The organism is Plantibacter flavus (assembly GCF_051487245.1).
GTDB classification, from domain to species: domain Bacteria; phylum Actinomycetota; class Actinomycetes; order Actinomycetales; family Microbacteriaceae; genus Plantibacter; species Plantibacter flavus_B.
Genome location: NZ_JAHVDH010000001.1, coordinates 791,821 through 813,921 on the forward strand (window position 1 = coordinate 791,821; position 22,101 = coordinate 813,921).

23 protein-coding genes and 1 tRNA gene are annotated in these 22,101 nt (G+C 67.6%); 20 read left to right on the forward strand and 4 right to left on the reverse strand.

Annotated elements, in window-relative coordinates; genetic code table 11:
• Positions 1 to 31 precede the first annotated feature (31 nt).
• Positions 32 to 235 carry a cold-shock protein gene (locus KXS11_RS03710; protein WP_056006986.1) on the reverse strand — a complete coding sequence of 68 codons (204 nt, stop codon included), beginning with the start codon at positions 233 to 235 and terminating at the stop codon, positions 32 to 34.
• A gap of 374 nt (positions 236 to 609) precedes the next feature.
• On the opposite strand from KXS11_RS03710, the gene KXS11_RS03715 reads away from it, so the two are divergent.
• Positions 610 to 1,704, forward strand: coding sequence for a fatty acid desaturase family protein (locus KXS11_RS03715; RefSeq protein WP_437384093.1), 1,095 nt, complete (start codon positions 610 to 612; stop codon positions 1,702 to 1,704).
• A gap of 10 nt (positions 1,705 to 1,714) precedes the next feature.
• Here the strand turns inward: KXS11_RS03715 and KXS11_RS03720 are convergent, their stop codons facing one another.
• Positions 1,715 to 2,353: an MBL fold metallo-hydrolase gene (locus tag KXS11_RS03720; protein WP_437384094.1), complete on the reverse strand. Its 639-nt coding sequence runs from the start codon at positions 2,351 to 2,353 to the stop codon at positions 1,715 to 1,717.
• An 83-nt stretch (positions 2,354 to 2,436) separates the two neighbouring features.
• Between KXS11_RS03720 and KXS11_RS03725 the strand changes: the two genes are divergently transcribed.
• The 12 genes from KXS11_RS03725 to KXS11_RS03780 all read left to right on the forward strand — a co-directional run bounded on the left by KXS11_RS03725 (position 2,437) and on the right by KXS11_RS03780 (position 14,368).
• Positions 2,437 to 3,339, forward strand: a complete 903-nt coding sequence (locus KXS11_RS03725) for a diacylglycerol kinase family protein (RefSeq protein WP_437384095.1) — start codon at positions 2,437 to 2,439, stop codon at positions 3,337 to 3,339.
• Positions 3,340 to 3,445: 106 nt separating this feature from the next.
• Positions 3,446 to 3,518: transfer RNA gene (locus KXS11_RS03730), tRNA-Glu, on the forward strand.
• A gap of 163 nt (positions 3,519 to 3,681) precedes the next feature.
• The gene (locus tag KXS11_RS03735) at positions 3,682 to 4,737 is read left to right on the forward strand and encodes a trypsin-like serine peptidase (protein ID WP_437384096.1); all 1,056 of its coding nucleotides are present in this window, start codon (positions 3,682 to 3,684) and stop codon (positions 4,735 to 4,737) included.
• Positions 4,737 to 5,642, forward strand: coding sequence for a hypothetical protein (locus KXS11_RS03740; RefSeq protein WP_437384097.1), 906 nt, complete (start codon positions 4,737 to 4,739; stop codon positions 5,640 to 5,642). Before KXS11_RS03735 ends, KXS11_RS03740 begins: the two co-directional genes overlap by 1 nt.
• A complete protein-coding gene (locus tag KXS11_RS03745) occupies positions 5,639 to 6,685 on the forward strand; it encodes a DUF4333 domain-containing protein (RefSeq protein ID WP_437384098.1) in 1,047 nt (348 codons plus the stop codon). Before KXS11_RS03740 ends, KXS11_RS03745 begins: the two co-directional genes overlap by 4 nt.
• Before the next feature lie 190 nt (positions 6,686 to 6,875).
• Entirely contained in the window at positions 6,876 to 7,877 is a 1,002-nt protein-coding gene (locus tag KXS11_RS03750) for a TerC family protein (RefSeq protein WP_437384099.1), read from the forward strand.
• A gap of 136 nt (positions 7,878 to 8,013) precedes the next feature.
• Entirely contained in the window at positions 8,014 to 9,513 is a 1,500-nt protein-coding gene (gene leuC / locus KXS11_RS03755) for a 3-isopropylmalate dehydratase large subunit (protein ID WP_437384100.1), read from the forward strand.
• On the forward strand, positions 9,513 to 10,109 hold the full coding sequence (leuD, locus tag KXS11_RS03760; protein ID WP_437384101.1) for a 3-isopropylmalate dehydratase small subunit: 597 nt from the start codon (positions 9,513 to 9,515) through the stop codon (positions 10,107 to 10,109). Before leuC ends, leuD begins: the two co-directional genes overlap by 1 nt.
• Positions 10,110 to 10,128: 19 nt before the next feature.
• Positions 10,129 to 11,499 carry a UDP-N-acetylglucosamine 1-carboxyvinyltransferase gene (gene murA, locus KXS11_RS03765; RefSeq protein WP_437384102.1) on the forward strand — a complete coding sequence of 457 codons (1,371 nt, stop codon included), beginning with the start codon at positions 10,129 to 10,131 and terminating at the stop codon, positions 11,497 to 11,499.
• Positions 11,500 to 11,504: 5 nt separating this feature from the next.
• Entirely contained in the window at positions 11,505 to 12,245 is a 741-nt protein-coding gene (locus KXS11_RS03770; RefSeq protein WP_437384103.1) for a lysophospholipid acyltransferase family protein, read from the forward strand.
• Positions 12,235 to 13,374: an NAD(P)H-dependent glycerol-3-phosphate dehydrogenase gene (locus KXS11_RS03775; protein WP_437384104.1), complete on the forward strand. Its 1,140-nt coding sequence runs from the start codon at positions 12,235 to 12,237 to the stop codon at positions 13,372 to 13,374. The genes KXS11_RS03770 and KXS11_RS03775 overlap by 11 nt, the downstream gene beginning before the upstream one ends.
• Positions 13,277 to 14,368: a D-alanine--D-alanine ligase family protein gene (locus KXS11_RS03780; RefSeq protein ID WP_437384105.1), complete on the forward strand. Its 1,092-nt coding sequence runs from the start codon at positions 13,277 to 13,279 to the stop codon at positions 14,366 to 14,368. The genes KXS11_RS03775 and KXS11_RS03780 overlap by 98 nt, the downstream gene beginning before the upstream one ends.
• A gap of 18 nt (positions 14,369 to 14,386) precedes the next feature.
• Here the strand turns inward: KXS11_RS03780 and KXS11_RS03785 are convergent, their stop codons facing one another.
• A complete protein-coding gene (locus tag KXS11_RS03785) occupies positions 14,387 to 14,878 on the reverse strand; it encodes a DUF3515 family protein (protein WP_437384106.1) in 492 nt (163 codons plus the stop codon).
• Between the two features lie 25 nt (positions 14,879 to 14,903).
• Here KXS11_RS03785 and thiL point away from each other — a divergent pair, with 25 nt between their 5' ends.
• Positions 14,904 to 15,917, forward strand: a complete 1,014-nt coding sequence (thiL, locus tag KXS11_RS03790; RefSeq protein ID WP_437384107.1) for a thiamine-phosphate kinase — start codon at positions 14,904 to 14,906, stop codon at positions 15,915 to 15,917.
• Positions 15,918 to 15,924: 7 nt separating this feature from the next.
• On the opposite strand, the gene KXS11_RS03795 is transcribed toward thiL, so the two are convergent.
• Positions 15,925 to 16,497, reverse strand: coding sequence for an RsmD family RNA methyltransferase (locus KXS11_RS03795; protein WP_437384108.1), 573 nt, complete (start codon positions 16,495 to 16,497; stop codon positions 15,925 to 15,927).
• A gap of 71 nt (positions 16,498 to 16,568) precedes the next feature.
• Between KXS11_RS03795 and KXS11_RS03800 the strand changes: the two genes are divergently transcribed.
• The 6 genes from KXS11_RS03800 (at position 16,569) to mutM (ending at position 21,722) form a co-directional block, all read left to right on the forward strand.
• Positions 16,569 to 18,737: an ATP-dependent DNA helicase RecG gene (locus tag KXS11_RS03800; RefSeq protein WP_437384109.1), complete on the forward strand. Its 2,169-nt coding sequence runs from the start codon at positions 16,569 to 16,571 to the stop codon at positions 18,735 to 18,737.
• A gap of 19 nt (positions 18,738 to 18,756) precedes the next feature.
• Complete coding sequence (coaD, locus tag KXS11_RS03805; RefSeq protein WP_437384110.1) at positions 18,757 to 19,239, forward strand: pantetheine-phosphate adenylyltransferase; 483 nt, start codon at positions 18,757 to 18,759, stop codon at positions 19,237 to 19,239.
• A gap of 111 nt (positions 19,240 to 19,350) precedes the next feature.
• Entirely contained in the window at positions 19,351 to 19,863 is a 513-nt protein-coding gene (locus tag KXS11_RS03810; RefSeq protein ID WP_437384136.1) for a YceD family protein, read from the forward strand.
• 3 nt (positions 19,864 to 19,866) lie between these two features.
• Positions 19,867 to 20,076, forward strand: a complete 210-nt coding sequence (rpmF, locus tag KXS11_RS03815) for a 50S ribosomal protein L32 (protein ID WP_056006932.1) — start codon at positions 19,867 to 19,869, stop codon at positions 20,074 to 20,076.
• A 139-nt stretch (positions 20,077 to 20,215) separates the two neighbouring features.
• Positions 20,216 to 20,848, forward strand: a complete 633-nt coding sequence (gene rnc / locus KXS11_RS03820) for a ribonuclease III (RefSeq protein WP_437384137.1) — start codon at positions 20,216 to 20,218, stop codon at positions 20,846 to 20,848.
• Positions 20,832 to 21,722 carry a bifunctional DNA-formamidopyrimidine glycosylase/DNA-(apurinic or apyrimidinic site) lyase gene (gene mutM, locus KXS11_RS03825; protein WP_437384111.1) on the forward strand — a complete coding sequence of 297 codons (891 nt, stop codon included), beginning with the start codon at positions 20,832 to 20,834 and terminating at the stop codon, positions 21,720 to 21,722. Before rnc ends, mutM begins: the two co-directional genes overlap by 17 nt.
• Positions 21,723 to 22,101 lie beyond the last annotated feature (379 nt).

Consider the following 22,101-nt stretch of genomic DNA (forward strand, 5'->3'; position numbering starts at 1 on the left):
CTCGGATCGTCAGCTCCGACTGATCAGAGAATCAGAGGGGGCGGATGTTCTCAGCCTGCAGGCCCTTGGGGCCCTGGTTGGTCTCGAACTCGACCTTCTGGTTCTCCTCGAGCGAGCGGTAGCCGCTCGTCGCGATGGCGGAGAAGTGTGCGAAGACGTCGGCGCTGCCGTCGTCAGGGGTGATGAAGCCGAAGCCCTTTTCGGCGTTGAACCACTTCACAGTTCCAGTTGACATGTACTTCCTCTTTCATGAGTGACCGTTCCCGACTTTCGGGACCGTTCGTCGCGGTGTTCTTTGCTCGCTCCTCAGAAAAGCGGCGTCTCCATCGGTGGGGACGCAACTTGAAATACCTGCGCAACACAACAACTCCGGTCCACGTTAGCCCATGGCGGCTGAAAACAAGACTCGAAAGGGTAACGGATTGGCCAATTCTGCGACTTTTCGCCCGTTCAGACGCCCCCACGCCGCCGTGACGCCCCACATTCTCGAATGTGCGGTCATTCCCCAGGCAGTCACCCTAGGCTGTGGACATCTACAGAGCTTCCGCTCTCCGAGCACCTGCTCATCTACACCGGCTGGGAAGTCGACACCGATCCCCCGGAGAGCCCATGTCCACTGAAGCCATCCTCGGCCCAGTCCGTGCCACGAGCCCCCGCAAGCCCGGCCAGCCCGGCGTCACGAGCTCCTACTCCGCGCTGCTGAAGACCGTGCGCGAAGCCGGACTGCTGCGCAGGCACCGGACCTTCTACATCCTGACCTTCTCGTTCCTCGTCGTGGCACTCCTCGGCTGTGCGACGGGGTTCATCCTGTTGCGCGAGTCGTGGTTCCAGCTGCTCATCGCCGGAGCGCTCGGCGTCGTCCTCACCCAGTTCGCCTTCCTCGCCCACGAGGCCTCGCACCGACAGGTGTTCGAGTCAGGACGCGCGAACGACCGCGCAGGACGGTTCCTGGCTGCGGGCATCGTCGGCATCAGCTACTCCTGGTGGATGACGAAGCACACGCGTCACCACGCGAACCCGAACCAGGTGACGAAGGACCCCGACATCGAGATCGACACGATCTCGTTCATCGAGGAGGACGCGGCGAAGGCCAAGGGCCTCATCGCGCTCATCACCCGGAAGCAGGGGTACCTCTTCTTCCCGTTGCTCATGCTCGAGGGCATCAACCTCCACGCGCTGTCGTTCCGCACCCTCTTCGGTCGCGGCAAGGTCGACGGCCGCGTGGCGGAGATCAGCATGATCGTCGCCCGCATCGGTCTCTACCTGGCTGCGATCTTCCTGTTCCTGCCGGTCGGCATGGCCTTCGCCTTCATCGGCGTCCAGCTGGCCGTCTTCGGCGTGTACATGGGTGCGTCGTTCGCCCCGAACCACAAGGGCATGCCGATCATCCCGGCTGACGTGAAGCTCGACTTCCTCCGCAAGCAGGTGCTCACCTCCCGCAACGTCCGAGGCTTCGGCATGGCGACCTTCATGGGCGGCCTCAACTACCAGATCGAGCACCACCTGTTCCCGAGCATGCCCCGCCCCGCCCTCGCGCGCGCCCGGGTCATCGTACGGGAGCACTGCGAGACGCAGCAGGTGCCGTACACCGAGACCACACTGCTGCAGTCCTACGGGATCGTCATCCAGTACTTGAACCGGGTCGGCCTCTCGGCACGTGACCCGTTCGACTGCCCGGCGGCGGCGCAGTTCCGCCGCCGGTAGCCGGCCGGTCTCACACCTCGAGGGTGTCGAACGGGGCGAGCGGCGAGTACGTGCCGCCGCCCTGTTCCGTCGCCCACTGCAGTCGGCCGTGCGACATGGCCTGCCCGGCTGCGGACAGCACCATCTCGTGTGTGCCGAAGGCTCGCTTCGGCGCGACGGCGAGCACGAAGTCGATGCCTTCCGCGATCTTCATCCACGGTGCACCAGCGGGTGCTGCGAGCACGTCGACCTCGACGCCGTCCGGCACGGTGAAGGAATCGCCCGGGTAATAGACCTGCTCGTTGACGAGCACTCCGACGTTGTCGATCACGGGGATGGACGAGTGGATCACCGCGTGGGTACCGCCGAAGAAACGGAGCGTGAACGGCCCGTTCTCGATCGTGTCGCCCGGAGCGACGATGGTGATCTCATACCCGTCCGCAGCAGCTGCGACGCCGGCCGGCCCGTAGACCACGGCGTCGGGACTGGCCGCGAGGATGCGGTCGAGGTGCTCGGGCGTCCAATGATCGGGGTGCAGGTGCGTGATCACGACCGCGGTGGTGTTGCTCACGTCGGCGATGGGGCTCGTGAACGAACCCGGATCGACGATCAGCTTGGTGCCGTCCTGTTCGAGGAGGAAGGCGGCGTGCTCGAACTTCGTCAGTCTCATGGTTCGAGTGAATACCGTGCGCGGCGCAAGGGCAAGCCGGTCGATCGTCGCTGCGTGCGTGGACGGCCTGCCAGAATCGGCACGTGACCACGCAACCACGCCGTATCGGCGTCGCCATCAACCCCACTGCCTCCTTCGGTGCCACGAAGGCCGTCGGCCCGTTGGTCCTCGACGCCCTGCGGGTGGCCGGGTTCGCCGTGGTGGGATTGCAGGAGGACAACGTCGAACTCCTCAGGAGCGCCGTGCTCCGGGAGATCGAGGCGGGGCTCGACGGGCTGGTCGTCGTCGGGGGAGACGGGATGGTGAGTCTCGCGGTCGAAGCCGTCCAGGACTCCGGGCTGCCGTTCGGCGTCGTGCCGTCGGGCACCGGGAACGACATCGCTCGGGGCCTCGGCCTGCCGCTCGACGATCCCGAGGCGGCCATCGAACGCGTCCTCGCCGCCCTCGAGTCCGGTCCGCGCACGATCGACGCCGGGCGCGTGCGGCACGGCGTGCACACGACGTGGTTCGCTGGAGCCGTCTCGGCCGGCTTCGACGCCCTGGTGAACGAGCGTGCGAACCTCATGCGCCGGCCTCGGGGTCGCAGTCGCTACACGATCGCGATCCTGCGCGAGCTCCTGTCCCTCCGGGCCCGCAGCTACGACCTCGTCGTCGACGGCGAGACGGAACGCGTCGAAGCCGTGCTGCTCGCCGTCGCGAACAACACCTCCATCGGTGGTGGAATGCTGATCGTGCCGGAGGCCGAGCTCGCCGACGGCGCCTTCGACCTCTTCGTCGTCGCCCCGGTCTCGCGGTGGCGTTTCCTCCGGCTGTTCCCGAAGGTGTTCTCCGGAACCCACACCGGACTCGACATCGTGCGTATCTCACGGGTTCGCTCGGTGTCGATCGCGGCCGCGGGGATCACCGCCTACGCGGATGGCGAGCGGATCGGCCCGTTGCCGATCTCCATCGAAGTCGTTCCGGGGGTGCTCCGGGTACTCTGCTGACGCTCCGGGAGCGCGCTCAGCGGGCTCGACACGCCCATCCGACACGCTCCGGCCGCTCGATTTGTACGCGTTCGAAAGCTATGGCATACTCATATCCGTTGCTTACGGCCCCATCGTTTAGCGGCCTAGGACACCGCCCTCTCACGGCGGCAGCACGGGTTCAAATCCCGTTGGGGTCACAACACCGAAAGAAGCCTCGTTTTCCTGAGTCATCAGGGAGCGAGGCTTCTTTCATTTTCTGGTCGGGCGGGTGTTTCGTCGCTCGAGTCGGCGGTCGGCGGTCGTCGTCGACGCAGGGTTCCCACCGATCCGCATCGCGTGACCGCGTGCTAGCTTGGCCGGGTGACCGTGAAGCAGAACCGCCGCATCCCGGCGACCGCCGCAGTCCTCATCCTCGCCGCCCTGCTGACCGGGTGTTCGATCCCGGTGACGGGCGAGGCCGTTGCTGGGAACGCCGGACCCATCGTCGACGTCACTGGTGGAACGGACGACACCCTCCGCAAAGACTTCGATGCGAGTCCGCAGGAGGTGAACGACTACTGGACCGACGACAAGTTCGGAGGTGCGAAGGCGCCGACGTTGCAGCCGGGCCAGGACACGCTCACCGGAGACCAGGCGACCGGTGTCGTCGTCCACCCGAGCACCGGTGTGGGTCCCGATGTCGATGTGAAGGCGATCGCCCCGACGGCCGCGGGGGACCCGTACCCGGCCACCGGTTTGGCGGCCGCGACGCAGGGGCGCCTGTACTTCTCCATCGGCGGCGCGACCTACGTCTGCTCAGGCAGTGTCGTGAACGCCCCGACGATGGACCTCGTCATCACCGCCGGGCACTGCGTCTGGGACACCTACGGGAAGCAGCTGGCCGAGAACATCATCTTCATCCCGGCCGACGCGGGGAACGGCCAGACCCAGCCGTACGGGCAGTGGGCCGGTGTCAGCACCTACGTGCCGGAGGAGTTCACCGATGAGGCGACGTCCGATGCCAGTGGTGCGACGAGCGGCAACGGTTGGGCCTACGACTTCGCCTTCATCCGACTGGCCCCGAACTCGGCCGGCCAGAAGATCCAGGAGGTCACGGGCGGTCAGGGTATCTCCTTCGGAACACCGCCGGAGGGCATCACGGTCATCGGATACCCGAGTGCTGCACCGTTCGACGGTCAGTCGCAACGGTACTGCGCGAGCCAGGCCGCGACGAAGGGGTACGCGGGCTATCGCATCGACTGCGTCATGACGCCAGGCTGCTCGGGCGGTGGATGGCTGACGCGACTCGACCCGGCATCCGGTGCAGGCTACGTCACCTCGGTGACCTCCCGTGGCGACGGCTCCTGGCTCGAAGGCCCCGTCCTCGGGCAACGCGCATTGAACCTCTACAACGACGCGCTGGCGGAGGGCTCGTGATGCACCGGCCTCGGTCCTATGCCGTCCTCGCCGTCGCCGGTGCGGCCACGCTCGCGCTGAGCGCGTGCACCACGACGGGTGAGGCCTTCCCCGATGCGGCCGCCCAACAGTCGTACATGCAGGATCTCGCCGACGCACGCTTCGAACTGCTCGCGGCGCAGATCGGCCAAGCTCCGGATGTGACGGGTTCGGCGTATGTGCACGCGGTCTCCGGCGACCTCGAATCGCACGAGAACGACTCCGTCGTCCTGTTCGGAGACCCGACGAGCTCCTTCAGCCAGGACAAGGGCTCGGCGGACGGCGACACGGTCGACGTCTACCATCAGGCCGGCAACGGGTTCGACCTCCTGCTGCTCGGCGGCGAACTCCAGGAGCTCGCGCCGACCGAGTGGGTGGCGGTGCAGACGAGGTACGTCACCCCTGAGGACGAAGAGGGGTCCCTCGGGCCGGCCTGCGTGTTCCCCGGGATCTCGATCGCCTGCGACATCTACACGGCAGTGGAGGCCACTCGCGCATCCGACGACGGATCCCTCAACAACGTCGTCGTGTCGATGCGCAACGACGGATCGTCGCAGATCTCGACGAGCGCGAGCCTCGAGAGTGTCCTGGCGGTCGGAACCCTCTTCGACCTGCCGGAGGACCTCGTCGCGTCGTTCACGGAGGACGACCTCGCGACGATGCTTCCCGTGACGATCTTCCAGAACGCCGACGGTGGACTCGTGAAGGCGGAGCTCAGTGGCACCGTCGACAGCGAGACGCCGTTGCAGTTGCAGGCGGGGTTCGAGGTGTCGGGCACCTCGACGATCGAAGACCTGCCGACACCCCCATCAGGATTCGATGTGACCGTGATCCCGGCTGCCGATCAGGCGGCGTTCTGGGAGAAGATCGAGGAGTTGAGGAAATGACCGACGATCAGACGCCGGCGCAGCCAGGCAAGCCTCCCATCGGCGGGCCGCTCCGACCCGAGCAGGTGCCGCCCGGTTTCCCCGATCCGAACGCCCCGAAACTCGTGTTCAGTCCGGGGAGCCCGCAGACGGGCGGTCCGCCGCCGCAGCCCGGACAGCCGCAACAGAACGGCCAGCAACCTCCGAACGACCGGCAGCAGGGCAGCCAGCACCCGGGTGACCGGTCGCCGCGGAGCGAGCCGCCACAGCAGCAGCAGCGGTCGACGCCGCCGACGGACGCCCCGGCTCCCGCGGGCGCTCCGAACCAGCCCTGGCAGCAGAACGCCAGGCCGACCGTGCAGCAGCCCTTCGGGCAGCAGCAGCCAGGGCAGCAGCAGCCTGTCCAGCAGACGCACCCCCAGCCGCCGTTCCGTCCGGCGCCGCCGTTCGGCGCGCCACAGCAGTTCGGGCCCGGACAACCGCAGCAGCCGGGTCGACCCGGCCAAGCCGGTCAGGTCCAGCCTGGGCAGCCGTACCAGGGGCAGGTGCAGCCTGGTCGGCCTGGTCAGCCACACCCTGGTCAGCCACACCCTGGTCAGCCACACCCGGGTCAGCCGCACCCGGGTCAGCCGCACCCGGGTCAGGCTCAGGTTCCGTTCCGCCCAGGTCTCGAGTACGGCAACACGACCGGACAGCACCCCTTCACGCCGGCTCCAGCCCCGAAACCGAAGCGGAAGCCACTCGGACGGAAACTCTGGACCGGCGTTGTGATCGGTGCGGTCGCCGCTTCGCTCATCGCGGTCCCGCTTACCCTCCTGTCGGTCGGGCGTCTGTTCACGCCGATGCTCGACACCGGTTCGGTGCAGGCGGGCGTCGCGAAGGTGCTCAAGGACGACTTCGGGCTGGCCGACGTCGAGAAGGTGGAGTGCCCGAGCGACCAGCCCGCCGTCGCCGGCACGCAGTTCGAATGCACGTTCTCGTACAACACGAAGAGCTATCCCGTCGCGGTCGAGGTGATCAACGACCAGGGCCAGTACCGCGTCGGGATCGACGCCCCGAAGTAGCGCACACCGACGGGCCGCCCCGGTGCTGTGGCATCCGCGCACAGGGGTAAGCTCGTTGCAGCGAAGGGGAGTATCCCGATTCGCCGTGTCCGTCAGGACGGATCGCGATGACGGGATTCCGGGCACGGTGGCGACCACTGGTCGCGGGAGAGACGTTCGATCCATCGTCGTCCCCTCATGAAAGGTTCCCATGGAACTCGAGCTCCCCGTCTGGTTCGAAGTCGGATCGCTGGTCGTCCTGGTCCTGGTCCTCGTCGCCGACCTCCTCATCGTCTACAAGCGACCGCACATCCCGTCTACCCGTGAATCGACGCTCTGGGTCGTCTTCTACGTCGGTTTGGCACTCGTCTTCGCGCTGGTGCTGCTGCTCGTGGCCGGTGGTGAGTGGTCGGGCCAGTTCCTCGCCGGTTGGCTGACCGAGTACAGCCTGAGCATCGACAACCTGTTCGTGTTCGTCATCATCATGAGCCGCTTCGCCGTGCCGCGGAAGTACCAGCAGGAAGTGCTGATGGTGGGCATCATCATCGCGCTCGTGCTCCGGGCGATCTTCATCGTCGCGGGAGCCGCGTTCATCGAAGCGTTTTCCGCGATCTTCTACCTGTTCGGTCTCTTCCTCCTCTACACGGCCTGGAAGCAGGCGTTCGGTCACAACGACGACGCTGAAGACGGCGAGACGAAGCTCGTGACACTCCTGCGCAAGAGGATCCCGCTCACCCCCGACTTCCATGGATCGAAGATCCGGGTCACGGTCGACGGCAAGCGGTTCTGGACCCCGATGATCGTCGTCTTCATCGCGATCGGTACGACCGACCTCATCTTCGCGATCGACTCCATCCCCGCCATCTTCGGCATCACGCAGAGCGCCTTCATCGTCTTCACCGCGAACCTCTTCGCGCTCATGGGTCTCCGCCAGCTGTACTTCCTGCTCGGTGGCCTGCTCGATCGCCTCGAATACCTGAAGTACGGCATCGCGTTCATCCTCGGGTTCATCGGCGTGAAGCTCTTCCTCCATGCGATGCACGTCAACGAGCTGCCCTTCATCAACGGCGGTCACCCGATCGAGTGGGCTCCGGAGATCAACACCTGGACCTCGCTCGGAGTGATCATCGGTTCGATGGTGGTCGCGACCGTCGCGAGCCTGGTGAAGGCGTCCCGCGACGGCAAGCGCGAGCAGGTGTCGGCGGGGGAGTGATCCTCCCGGGGTGGTACGCTGGGCGGGTGTCCGGGCTGCTCCTCCTTCCCTGCCGCGACGAGGCCTAGTTTCCAGGCTCCCTCGTCGCGGAGGTCGCTGACGCCTGACCCCTCATCGCTTGAAGGAATTTCACGACATGTCGCAGCTGAACGCCGATCCGTCCACCCCGAGCAGTCTTCCCGAGCATCCTCGGACGCTCGCTGAGAAGGTCTGGGACGACCACCTCGTCGTCAAGGGCGAGGACGGTACCCCCGACCTCATCTACATCGACCTGCACCTCGTGCACGAGGTGACGAGCCCGCAGGCGTTCGACGGTCTGCGGATGGCGGATCGACCGCTGCGTCGTCTCGACCTCACGATCGCCACGGAAGACCACAACACCCCGACGCTCGCGATCGACAAGCCGATCGCCGACCTCACGAGCCGCACGCAGATCGAGACCCTTCGGCGGAACGCCGCGGAGTTCGGCGTGCGCATCCACTCTCTGGGCGACCTCGACCAGGGCATCGTGCACGTCGTCGGGCCGCAGCTCGGCCTGACCATGCCGGGCATCACCGTCGTCTGCGGCGACTCGCACACCTCGACCCACGGTGCGTTCGGCGCGATGGCGTTCGGTATCGGTACGAGCGAGGTCGAGCACGTCATGGCGACTCAGACCCTGCCGCTCAAGCCCTTCAAGACCATGGCGATCACCGTCGAGGGCACGCTGCGCCCGGGGGTCACGGCGAAGGACATCATCCTCGCGGTCATCGCGAAGATCGGCACGGGTGGCGGGCAGGGGTACGTGCTCGAATACCGTGGTTCCGCGATCCGCGCACTCTCCATGGAGGGGCGCATGACGATCTGCAACATGTCGATCGAGGCCGGCGCACGTGCTGGCATGGTCGCCCCCGACCAGACCACCTACGACTACCTCGAGGGTCGTCCGCACGCACCGACCGGCGCCGACTGGGACGAGGCCGTGGCCTACTGGGACACCCTGGCGACCGATGAGGGTGCCGTCTTCGACGCCGAGGTCTTCCTCGACGCCGACACGCTCGAACCGTTCGTCACCTGGGGCACGAACCCCGGCCAGGGTGTCTCGCTGAGCGAGAACGTGCCGAACCCGGCCGAGATCGCCGACCCGAACGAGCGCTCGGCCGCAGAGCGCGCGCTCGAATACATGGACCTCGCCGCTGGGACGCCGATGAAGGAGATCCCGGTCGACGCGGTCTTCATGGGGTCCTGCACGAACAGCCGCATCGAGGACCTGCGCGCGTTCGCCTCCGTCATCGAAGGCCGTCAGAAGGCGGACGGCGTCCGGGTCATGGTCGTCCCCGGATCCGCACGGGTGCGCATCGAGGCCGAGGCCGAGGGCCTGGACAAGATCATCACCGACTTCGGCGCGGAGTGGCGTTTCGCGGGCTGCTCGATGTGCCTCGGCATGAACCCCGACCAGCTCGCCCCGGGGGAGCGCTGCGCGTCCACCTCGAACCGCAACTTCGAGGGCCGGCAGGGTAAGGGTGGTCGCACCCACCTGGTCTCGCCGCTCGTCGCTGCAGCAACCGCCATCCGCGGCACGCTCTCGAGCCCGGCCGACCTGGAGGCCGATGCGAGCGACCGTGCCACCACCGAGCAGGAAGGCGTGCACGCCTGATGGACAAGTTCACCACCGTCACCGGCATCGCCGCACCGCTGCGCCGCTCGAACGTCGACACCGACCAGATCATCCCGGCCGTCTACTTGAAGCGCGTCACCAAGACCGGTTTCGACGACGCCCTGTTCGCCGGCTGGCGCCAGGACCCGGAGTTCGTCCTCAACCAGGAGTCGTACCTGGGAGCGAGCATCCTCGTCGCCGGGCACGATTTCGGGACCGGTTCCTCTCGTGAGCACGCCGTCTGGGCGCTGCGCGACTTCGGTTTCAAGGTCGTCGTCTCCTCCCGCTTCGGCGACATCTTCCGCGGAAACTCCGGCAAGCAGGGGCTGCTCGCCGCACAGGTCACCGAGGAGGAGCTCGAACAGCTCTGGCTCGCGATCGAGGCGGCACCCGGGTCGGACTCCGTCGTGAACCTGATCGAACGCACCATCACGGTCGGCGATCTCACGGTTTCGTTCCAGGTGGACGATTACACTCGGTGGCGGCTCATCGAAGGTCTCGACGACATCGGACTCACGCTCCGCAGCGAAGAGCAGATCACCGCGTTCGAGGCGAAGCGCCCGAATTGGCTTCCCCGCACCATCCCCGTCAAGTAGCAAGGCAGTAGGTACCGGTTTGAATTCACTCGTCCAGGCGTCACAGGCGGCAGGCTCGTCGGTCGGACTCGACGTCGACCGCATCACGATCAACGGCGGTATCCCGCTCACCGGCCGCATCGAGGTCAAGGGTGCCAAGAACCTCGTGACCAAGGCGATGGTCGCCTCGCTCCTCGGCGAGAACGTGAGCGTGTTGCGCAACGTCCCGAACATCAGCGACGTCCGTGTGGTGCGCTCGCTGCTCGAGATCCACGGCGTCGATGTGAGCGAGGGTGACAACCCGAACGAGCTCCGCCTCGACCCGACGAACGTCGAGTCGGCGCACATGGAGGAGATCGACGCGCACGCCGGATTCTCCCGCATCCCGATCCTGTTCTGCGGACCGCTGCTGCACCGTCTCGGCGCTGCGTTCATCCCCGACCTCGGGGGCTGCCGCATCGGCGACCGACCGATCGACTTCCACCTCGATGCGCTCCGGAAGTTCGGTGCCGTCGTGGAGAAGCTCCCACAGGGCATCCGACTCTCCGCACCGAACGGCCTCCACGGCACGACGGTCCACCTGCCGTACCCGAGCGTCGGCGCGACGGAGCAGGTGCTGCTCACCGCTGTCCGTGCCAAGGGCACCACGGAGCTCAAGGGTGCCGCGATCGAGCCCGAGATCATGGATCTCATCGCCGTGCTGCAGAAGATGGGCGCGATCATCTCGTACGAGCCCAACCGCGTCATCCTGATCGAGGGCGTCGACAAGCTCGACGGCTACGACCACACCGCGATCGGCGACCGCAACGAGGCCGCGAGTTGGGCCTCAGCAGCCCTCGCGACCGACGGCGACATCTTCGTCGGCGGGGCCAAGCAGCAGGACATGATGACCTTCCTGAACATCTTCCGGAAGGCCGGCGGTGGCTTCGACATCACCGACGACGGCATCCGTTTCTACCGCAAGGAGGAACTGAAGCCCGTCGTCATCGAAACCGACGTCCACCCAGGGTTCATGACCGATTGGCAGCAGCCGCTGATCGTCGCGCTCACGCAGGCGAAGGGCGAGTCGATCGTCCACGAGACGGTGTACGAGAACCGCTTCGGCTTCACCGATGCGCTGAACACCATGGGCGCGAACATCGTCGTGCACCCGAACGGCCTGTCGGGCACGCCTCGGCGCGTGCCGCGTCGGAATCTCGAGCAGGCGGCGGTCATCACGGGCCCGACGCCGCTCCACGGAGCCGACATCGAGGTGCCGGACCTCCGTGGCGGCTTCAGCCACCTCATCGCGGCACTGACCGCCGAAGGCAAGTCCACGGTCAGCAACGTCGGGATCATCAGCCGCGGGTACGAGAACTTCATCGTCAAGTTGCAGCAGCTCGGCGCTGACTTCGTCCTCGAAACCGAGTAGTCCGGGTGGGCGCTGAACGGTCGAAGCCGTCGATCTACTGGCTGCTGTCCGCGATCGCCGTTCCGCCGTTCAGTGCGCTCGTCAAGCTGCGGATCCGTCACGGTGAGCGTCTGCCGCAGGAGGGTGCGTTCATCCTGTCGCCGAACCACGACAGCGAGTTCGATCCGCTGATCATGGGCGTCGCCGTCTGGCGGCTCGGTCGACAGCCGCGGTTCATGGCCAAGGGCAGTCTGTTCCGGATCCCGGTCGTCGGCTGGTTGTTGACGAAGGCCGGACAGATCCCGGTGGAGCGCGAGGGGTCAGCCAGAGGCAACGACCCCGTGACGGCTGCCGCCCAACTCGCCGAGCGTGGGCAGGGTGTCATCGTCTACCCGGAGGGTTCCCTGACGCGCGACCCGGCGCTGTGGCCGATGCGCGGGCGAACGGGCGCAGTGCGCATCGCACTGACGCACGGTCTGCCCATCATCCCCGCCGCCCACTGGGGCACGCAGGCGGTTATGCCGCGCTACGGCAAGCTCTCCCTCCTTCCCCTGCGGAAGCGCGTCGACGTGACGATCGGGGAGCCGGTCGACCTCTCGGCGTTCGCGGGTCGGCCGCTAGACTCGAAGACGCTGAACGAGGCGACCGAGGTCGTCATGCAGGCCATCACCGCCCTGTGCGAGGAACTCCGGGGCGCGAAAGCCCCTGCCGAGCGCTGGGACCCCACGAAACACCAGCAGAAGGAGACGGGCCGTTTTGAGTCCTAGGAACGCTCCGGTCACCCCGGCAGCTGCGAGGGTCGCCGTGCTCGGAGCGGGTAGCTGGGGCACGACGTTCGGCAAGATCCTCGCCGATGGCGGCTCCGACGTGGTCATGTGGGCGCGGCGCCCCGAGCTCGCGCGCGAGATCACCGAGGCGAAGCGCAACAGCGACTACCTGCCGGGCATCAACCTGCCGATGCGGATGACGGCGACGGCCAGCATGGTCGATGCCGTCCGTGGTGCCTCGGTGGTCTTCCTCTCCGTGCCGAGCCAGTCCTTGCGCGACAACCTGGTCGCCCTCCGCCCACATCTCGAGGACGGGACCATCGTCGTCTCGCTCATGAAGGGCGTCGAGCGACGCAGCGGTTCCCGCATGAGTGAGGTGATCCGCGAGACGCTCGACATCGATCCGTCGCGCATCGCGGTCGCCTCCGGACCGAACCTCGCCCTCGAGATCGCGCGGGAACAGCCGACCGCGGCCGTCATCTCCTCGGAGAGTCTCGAGACCGCGCAGTCGGTCGCTCTCCTCGCCCGCAACCGGTACTTCCGCAGCTTCGTCAACACCGACGTCATCGGCACGGAGTTCGGTGGTGTGCTCAAGAACCTCATCGCTGTCGCCATCGGCATCGTCGACGGCGTCGGCTACGGCGAGAACACCAAGGCCTCCATCATCACCAGAGGCCTTGTGGAGATGACCGACTTCGCCGTCGCGCACGGCGCCCATCCCGAGACCCTCTCCGGGCTCGCGGGCCTCGGCGACCTCATCGCGACGTGTCAGTCGCCACTGTCACGCAACAACACGGCCGGGCGTCTGCTCGGCCAGGGGTATCAGTTCGACGATGTCGTCAAACAGATGCAGCAGACTGCGGAGGGGTTGGCCTCCGTGGCGCCCGTGCTCGAACTCGCGCGCGCCAAGGGCGTCGCGATGCCGATCGTCGAACAGGTCAAACAGGTGCTCGACGGCACCCTGGACCCGAAGGACATCGCACCGCACCTCACGACCGACGATGACGAACCCCAGGGGGAGAGAAGCAACGATGACGCACAAGACCGGAGTGGTGGTGCTCTTTGGGGGCCGCTCAAGCGAGCATTCCATCAGCTGCGCAACGGCGGGCGGCGTCCTCGCGGCGATTGACCGCGAGCGCTACGACGTCTATCCCGTCGGCATCGCGCATGACGGCTCCTACGTCCTCGAAGTCGACGACCCGAGCCGCTACGCCCTCGACCCGGAGCACCTGCCTGAGGTCGACGCCTCGAGGCCGAAGGTGCGTTGGCCCGAGCGTGTCGGCTCGCCCCACTTGACCGTCGTCGATGCCGACGGCACGGAGTCCGTGATCGGTCCGATCGACATCGTGTTCCCGATCCTGCACGGACGGTTCGGTGAGGACGGCACCGTTCAGGGCATGCTCGAACTCGTCGACCTGCCCTACGTCGGCTCCGGCGTGCTCGCATCCTCGCTCGGGATGGACAAGCACTACACGAAGACGGTGCTCGAAGCCGCCGGCATCGCCGTCGCGCCGTGGGTACGATTCACTGCCCACGAGTGGGCTTCGTCACCGGAGACTGTCCTCGACTCGCTCGGGTCGCTCGGCCTGCCCGCGTTCGTGAAGCCGGCGCGTGCAGGCTCCAGCGTCGGCGTCTCGAAGGTGTCGACACCGGAGGCCTTCGCCGAGGCGATCGCCGTCGCTCTCGCCGAGGACACCACGGTGCTGGTCGAGACGGGCCTCGTCGGCCGGGAGGTCGAGTGTGCCGTCCTCGAGTCGCTACCGGGCTCGCCGCCACGGGTGTCGGTCGCCGGCGAGGTGGTCGTCACCGGCCGCGACTTCTACGACTTTGCGGCGAAGTACCTCGATGCCCCTGGTATCGAGCTCGTCTGCCCCGCAGATCTGACGGACGCCGAGCTGTCCGAGATGCAGGACCTCGCACGTCGATCGTTCGAGGCGCTCGGTGCGGCCGGTCTCTCGCGCGTGGACTTCTTCCTGACGGACGACGGATTCGTCGTCAACGAGGTCAACACGATGCCCGGCTTCACCCCCATCTCGATGTTCCCGAGTTGCTGGCTCGCCTCCGGCCTGAGCTACCCGGAGCTCATCACCGAGCTGATCGAGGTGGCCCGAGCCCGAGCCTGAGCGTCGGTGCCCTCAGCGTCAGCCGTCCGTCGGGATCGGAAGCTCGGCGTCGCCGAGGGCGGTGCACGCTCCGGTGACCGGGAGCACCGACACCGAGGGGGCGAGGTCTGCCAGGACGGTGCTGCTGGCGACCGCGTCGCCGTCGAGGACGACCTCGACGGCCGGGGTGCGGCCGAAGGTCGTGAAGCGGTAGGTCGGTGCGTCGGTGTCGTCGATGATCCAGTCGACACCGTTCACCGACTGGCACTGCTCGGTCGTCGGGCCGGGGACGGCCACACCGCAGTGCAGGAGCACGGACGCAGGGTCTCCCCAGGCTCCGGTGGCCTGGGCGTCGGTCGTCCGTTCTGGCAGTTCCGCCACGACGTCGGGAAGTCGGACCGTGACCTCGGCGCACTCCGGGTTGTTGGCGTCGTCAGCTGCTTCGAGAGCGACGCCGGAAGAGCATCCGGCAAGGGTGAAGGTCGCTGCGACGGCGAGGGTGGCGGCGAGGAGGGCGCGAATCGGGGACATCGTCCACCAGGCTACCGTTGATCCCATGAACGAGTCTGTGAACACCCCCGCCGACGGCGCCGCAGGACGCTGCGTCGGCGAGCTCTCCGAGGGTGAGCTGCTCGCCATGATCTTCCCGCGTCTGCCGCACGCCGATGCTGAGCTGCTCGGCCCCGGGGACGACGCCGCGGTGGTCGCTGCGCCGGACGGCCGGTTCGTCGTGACGACGGACACGATGATCCACGGACCCGACTTCCGTCTTGCCTGGTCGACTGCCCACGACCTCGGGTGGAAGGCGGCTGCGAGCAACCTCGCCGACGTCGCTGCGATGGGTGCGAGGCCGACGGCACTGGTCGTCGCCCTCGCGATGCCGAAGCAGTTGCCGCTGGCCGTGCTGGAAGGTTTCGCCGACGGGCTGCGGGAGGCATGCGCAGAACTCGCGCCGGGCTGCGGCGTCGTCGGGGGAGACCTCGCGGTCTCGGAGGTCTTCATGATCGCGGTCACGGCGTTCGGCGACCTCGAAGGGCGGGAGCCGGTGCGGCGCGACGGTGCACGGGAAGGCGACGTCGTCGCGGTCGCCGGGGCGTTGGGAGCGGCGGCGACGGGCTTGCGGATGCTGTTCGACCACGGCGTCGACGCCACGGCGGTCCCGTCGGTCGAGGCCGCGACGATCCTTCGCCGCGAGCATCCGGAACCGATCGCCGCGCAGCTGGCCCCACGTCCGCCGATCATGGCCGGGGTCCTCGCCGCTGATGCCGGTGCGACGTCGATGCTCGACCTCTCCGACGGCCTCGCCCTTGACGCCGGACGCGTGGCTTCGGCCAGCGGCGTCGCCATCGACCTCGTCTCCGCTTCCCTCGGACCTGATCCGGCCGTCGCGTTGTCGGGCGGTGAAGACCACTCGTTGCTCGCGACGTTCCCGCCTGACATCGTCCTGCCGACACCGTTCCGAGCGATCGGTGCGGTCAGGGCTGGTTCCGGGGTGCTCGTCGACGGTGTGGCCTATGACGGGCGTGCCGGCTGGGACCCGTATCGCGACTGGGACGACGCCGCGGGCTGAGACGCGCTCAGGCCGGGACGATCCACCACACGACGGTCTCGCCGTAGGTGCTCTTGCGCAACGGTTCGAGTTCGGCCGGCAGCGTCGGTTCCGGAGACCGCGAGCTGCGTTCGACGAGCACCAGACCGTCGTCGGTGACGAGGCCCACGAGTGCTGCCAGGTTCGCCGTGAGCTCGTCTTCCGGAAGGTCGTAGGGCGGATCGATGAAGACGAGGTCGGACTGCACGCTCGTCCCGGCGAGGTATGCGCCGACGGATTTCGCGTGGACGGCGACGCGGGGTGCGTGACCCCGCGGTGCCGCTGCCGTCACGATCTTCGCGTTGCCGCGGCACACTCTGGCGGCCTCGGCGCCTCGGTCGACGAGCGTCACCGCGGCCGCACCTCGACTCGCGCATTCGAGTCCGAGCGATCCCGACCCTGCGTACAGGTCGAGCACTTCGGCTCCCTCGATGACGTCGCGCGCCTCGAGTGCGGAGAAGAGCGCCTCGCGCACCCGGTCGCTCGTCGGCCGTGTGCCGCTGCCGGGGACGCGGATCGTGAGAGATCCGGCGAAGCCCGAGATGATCCTGATACCGGCCATGCCTCCATCCTCGCAGCCGCGACCGTGCTGGGCGAACCGCCGGTGTCGTCTGCCGCGAATAGACTCGGAGCATGACGGGGATCGATCTGGGCACGAAGCTCGGTGGTGTCCTCGGCGGGCGCACGGCGACCGCCCTCCACCGCGCATTCGGGATCGACACCGTCGGCGACCTGCTCGAGCACTACCCCCGTCGCTATGCGCGCCGTGGGGAACTCACGGTGCTCGGCCAGCTCCCGCTCGGCGAGGACGTCACGATCGTGGCGGACGTGCTGGAGGTCCGCGAACGCAGCATGAAGCAGCGTCGCGGCTCTATCCTCGAAGTCGTCATCTCCGACGGCCAGGGGAGGCTCAACCTCACCTTCTTCAACCAGCCCTGGCGCGCGAACGAACTGAAGCCCGGCCTCCGCGGCATCTTCGCAGGCAAGGTCGGCGACTACCGGGGCAGCTATCAGCTCGCGCACCCCGCCTACGAACTCTTCCCGGACCATGCCGACGCCCCCGAGCTCGCCGACGCCGAGGCGAAACGCTGGTCCGAGGCGCCAATCCCCATCTATCCTGCGACGAGCACCATCGCGAGCTGGCAACTGCAGCAGTCCGTCGACCTGGTGCTCGACGCCCTCCCTCCGCTCGACGACCCGGTGCCGTTCGCCGTCCGATCGGCGCGTGGTGAGCTCGGCTTCGACGCCGCGCTCCGAGCCGTCCATCGCCCGGAGGTCGACCGCGACTGGCAACGCGGCCGGCGGAGCCTCCGGTACCAGGAGGCCTACCTCCTGCAGACGGCGCTCCTGCAACAACGCGCATCATCCCGCTCGCTGCCAGCTGAGCCACGCGTTCCGAAGCCCGGCGGGTTCCTCGACCGCCTCGACGCGGCACTGCCGTTCGAACTGACCGGCGACCAACAGCTCGTCGGCGCCGAGATCGCTGCAGACATCGCCGAACCGACGCCCATGAACCGGCTGGTGCAGGGGGAGGTCGGTTCCGGCAAGACGCTCGTCGCGTTGCGGGCCATGGCGGCCGTCGCAGACAGCGGCGGGCAGTCCGCGTTGCTCGCGCCGACCGAGGTGCTCGCCGCCCAGCACCTGCGGTCGATCGTGAAGTCCCTGGGCCCCGACCTGTCGGCGAGCCTCATGCCGACCCTGCTCACCGGCCAGCTCCCGGCGGCGGATCGCAAGCGCGCGCTGCTTCGGATCGTCGCCGGTCAGGCGCGGATCGTCATCGGCACCCACGCACTGCTCGGAGACGCGGTGACGTTCGCCGATCTCGGACTCGTCGTCGTCGACGAACAGCACCGCTTCGGCGTGGAGCAGCGAGACCAGTTGCGGCAGAAGGGGCACACGCCTCCGCACGTCCTGGTGCTGACTGCCACGCCGATTCCCCGAACGGTCGCGATGACGGTCTTTGGCGACCTCGACGTGAGCACGATCAAGGAACTCCCGCGAGGCCGTCAGGGGATCGAGAGCTTCGTCGTCCCCCTCGTCGACCACCCCGGCTGGATCTCGCGAGTGTGGGAACGTCTTGCGGAGGAACTCGCACAGGGACGCCAGGGCTTCGTCGTCTGCCCGGCGATCGACGCCAAGGAGGTCGAACCAGGCGAGGAGCTCGAGGAGGGCGAGGACACCGCACGGCCGATCGCCTCCGTCTTGACGACCGTGGAGCAGCTCCGGTCGCACCCGCTGCTGGCCGAGCGTCGGATCGAGGTGCTGCACGGTCGCATGAGCGCTGACGAGAAGGACCAGACGATGCGTGCCTTCGCCGCCGGGGAGATCGACGTCCTCGTCGCGACGACGGTGATCGAGGTCGGTGTCGACGTCCCGAACGCCTCGACCATGGTGGTCCTCGACGCCGATCGGTTCGGGGTGTCGCAGCTGCACCAGCTTCGTGGTCGCGTCGGTCGTGGCGGCGTCCCCGGTCTCTGCCTGCTCGTGACGTCGTCGGAGGCCGAGAGCACCGCACGGGAGCGGGTGGACGCGGTCGCGGCCACGCTGGACGGCTTCGACCTCGCCCAGGTCGACCTCGAACTCCGTCGCGAGGGGGACGTCCTCGGGAGCCTGCAGTCCGGCGGTCGTTCCTCGCTCAAGCTCCTCCGCGTCGCCCACGACGGCGAGATCATCACGGAAGCGCGGGCGGACGCCGCCCGGTTGCTCGCGACCGACCCCGACCTCACCGACCACCCGGTGCTCGCCGAAGCCCTGCAGCGCAGACTCGACGAATCCGATCGCGCCGCCCTCGCCAAGAACTGAGCACGGGTAGGCTGGCGGCATGAAGCGGATCGCCGTCGTCCCCGGGTCGTTCGACCCTGTCACCCTCGGGCATCTCGATGTCATCGAGCGAGCAGCGCGCATCTTCGACGAACTCCACGTCCTCGTCGTGCACAACCCCGACAAGTCGGCGCTGCTGCCGATGCCGCAGCGGGTGGCGCTCCTCGAGCACTCGATCGCAGATGCGGGTCTCCCGGACAACGTCGTCGTCGCGCAGTGGAACGTCGGCCTGCTCGTCGACTACTGCACGGACGTCGGTGCGAGTGTGCTGGTGAAGGGGATCCGCTCACAGGTGGACGTCGCCTACGAGACGCCGATGGCGATCATGAACCGGAGTCTCGCGAGCGTCGAGACCGTCTTCCTGCTGCCGGATCCCGCCCACGCACACGTGTCGAGCTCGCTCGTCCGGCAGGTCGCAGCGCTCGGCGGCGACGTCAGCCCGTACGTCCCTCCGGTGGTCGCGACCTACCTGCAGGCGGGCTAGGGCGACCTCCCAGCCACGGTCGGCGTAGAATCGTCGATCGTGACTAAGAAGAGAACCCCCAACTCCCCGTTCAGCGTCAACGTGCGCGATCTGGTGAACCGTCCCGGGGAGATGCGCGAACACGACCTCGAGGTGGTCCTCTCCGAGCACTGGGGCGAGGGTCTCGTCGCCGTCCAGGAGGGCGCCACGCTCTCCGAGCACATCCGCCTCGAGTCCGTTCACGAGGGGATCCTCGTCACGGCGGAGGTCGATGGCGTCGCCACCGGAGAGTGCGGACGGTGCCTCCGCGACATCGAACTGCCTGTCGAAGTCGAGATTCAGGAACTTTTCGCGTATCCTGGTTCGGAAGCGTCTGACTTCGAGGTTCACGACGACCACGTGGATCTTGAACCTCTGGTCAGAGATGCGGTAGTTCTCGCATTGCCGTTTCAGCCGGTGTGCCAGCCGGATTGCCCCGGACTCGATCCCGAGACCGGTGAGCGGTTGGCCACGATTCCGGCACGACACCCTCACGAAACCACAGATCCTCGTTGGTCTGCGCTCGCGAGCTTGTCCTCAGACTCCGAACTTGGCACAGACACCAGCAGCGACCACGTCGCGGCTGCAGACACAGAAGAGAGATAGATCATGGCTGGAAACCCCCCGAAGCGGAAGGTCTCGCGCTCGAACACCCGCTCGCGTCGCTCGCAGTGGAAGGCCGCCGTGCCGACGCTCGTGAAGACGGTGGAGAACGGCCGCGTCACGTACAGCCTCCCGCACCGCGCGAAGGTCGTCGAGGACTCGCAAGGTACCGCTCTGTACCTCGAGTACAAGGGCCGTAAGGTCGCAGACGTCTGATCCATCTGGATCTGAACGTCCGCGTTCGAACAGCGTGAACACGAATCATTCCGACCGCACCGGGGTCGGCTCCGTCTCGGAGCCCGACCCCGGTGTCGTCGCTTGTGCAGCGCAGCTCGGCGTCGACGTCTCGTACGAGCTGCTCGACCTGGCGTTGACGCACCGCTCCTACGCCTACGAGAACGGCGGCCTGCCGCACAACGAGCGCCTCGAGTTCCTCGGCGACTCGATCCTCGGCCAGGCGGTCACGGTGATGCTCTATCGCGACTTCCCGCATCTCGATGAAGGGCAGCTCGCCAAGCGGCGCGCGAGCCTCGTGTCGACGATCGCGCTCGCCGAGGTCGCCCGGTCGATCGGGCTCGGTGAGCGCATCAAGCTCGGCAAGGGCGAGGACCAGACCGGCGGGCGAGACAAGGCGTCGATCCTGGCCGACACCATGGAGGCCGTCATCGGCGCGACCTACCTGTCGGCCGGTCCCGACGCGGCGACGGGCCTCGTGCTGCGTCTCGTCACCCCGCTCCTCGAGAACCCCGAGCGCTTCGGCGCCGCGATGGATCCGAAGACGAGCCTTCAGGAGGCTGCCGCGTCGATCGGTGCGCCGGCTCCGGTCTACGAGATCGCGAGTTCGGGTCCCGACCACAACCGTCGCTTCGTCGCGACGGTGACCGTCGGTACCGCGGTCACCGCGACGGGCACCGGGACGAGCAAGAAGCACGCCGAGATGGCCGCTGCGCTCGAAGCCTGGGCGAGGATCAGTGCCGGAACTCCCTGAGGTCGAGGTCGTCCGCGCTGGTCTCGAACCGGCGGTGACGGGCGCGACGATCTCGGGTGTCGAGGTGTTCGACGACCGTTCCCTGCGCCGTCATCTCGGCGGGGCCGCGGACTTCGCCGGTCGGCTCACCGGCCGCACCATCCGATCGTCCGTGCGGCGGGGAAAGTTCCTCTGGTTCCCGCTCGACGCCGGTGAGGCCGTCGTGAGTCACCTGGGGATGAGCGGTCAGATGCTCCTGCGGGCGCCGGGCGACGACGCCGACCGCCTGCTTCGGATCCGGCTGCAGCTCGAGCACCCGGAGCACGGTGAGCTCTGGTTGCATTTCGTCGATCAGCGGATCTTCGGGTCGATGGCGATCACGCCTCTGGTCCCGACGATGGACGGAGCGCCCGGCGGGTTCGGCGACTCGGCGGCGTCCGTGCCGGACCAGGTCGCCCACATCGCCCGGGATCCGATCGATCCGGCGTTCGACGACGAGCGCTTCCTCCACGCGCTGCGTGCGAAGCGGACCGGGGTGAAGCGTGCGCTGCTCGATCAGACGCTCGTGAGCGGTATCGGCAACATCTATGCCGACGAGTCCCTGTGGGCGGCGCAGATCCATCCGGAGCAGCCGACCGAACGCTTGAGCCGGAGCCGCGCGGAGCGTCTGCTCGCCGAAGTCCGCGTCGTACTCGCGAAGGCGTTGGTCGAGGGCGGCACGAGTTTCGATGCGCAGTACGTCAACGTCAACGGCCAGGCGGGGTACTTCGCCCACAGTCTGAACGCCTACGGACGCCAGGGGAAACCGTGCCCGCGTTGCGGGACGCTCATCGTGCGGGAGCAGTTCATGAACCGCGGCTCGCACCGTTGTCCGGTCTGTCAGCGGAGGCGCTGAACCGCATTCACTCGACCCACGCTGGTGAGGGCCGACGATCGATCGCAGCTGGTGCACGGATGGCGGCGAGATGTCATGATCCCGAACCGTGCGTTCGAGCAGAGCCGGTCGCTCCGTGGGCGGGTGTCACGACGATCCCGCCCATGTGCGCTTCGGCCGCGTGGCAGAGCGTCCCACGGACGACGCAGTTCGCCGCCGCGTCGATCGGTGATCCGCCGGGGCGGTCGTCAGAGTGTCGTCGGGGATGAGCACTCCCGTCGAGCGGAGTCGCAAGCCGGCACCGGACCGGAAGGCGTGGGACTGGACGATCTCGGCCGGCTGACCGTCGATCGTCGTGGCCGTTTCGATGCAGGCCCGGCAGACGTAGGTGGGATACCGC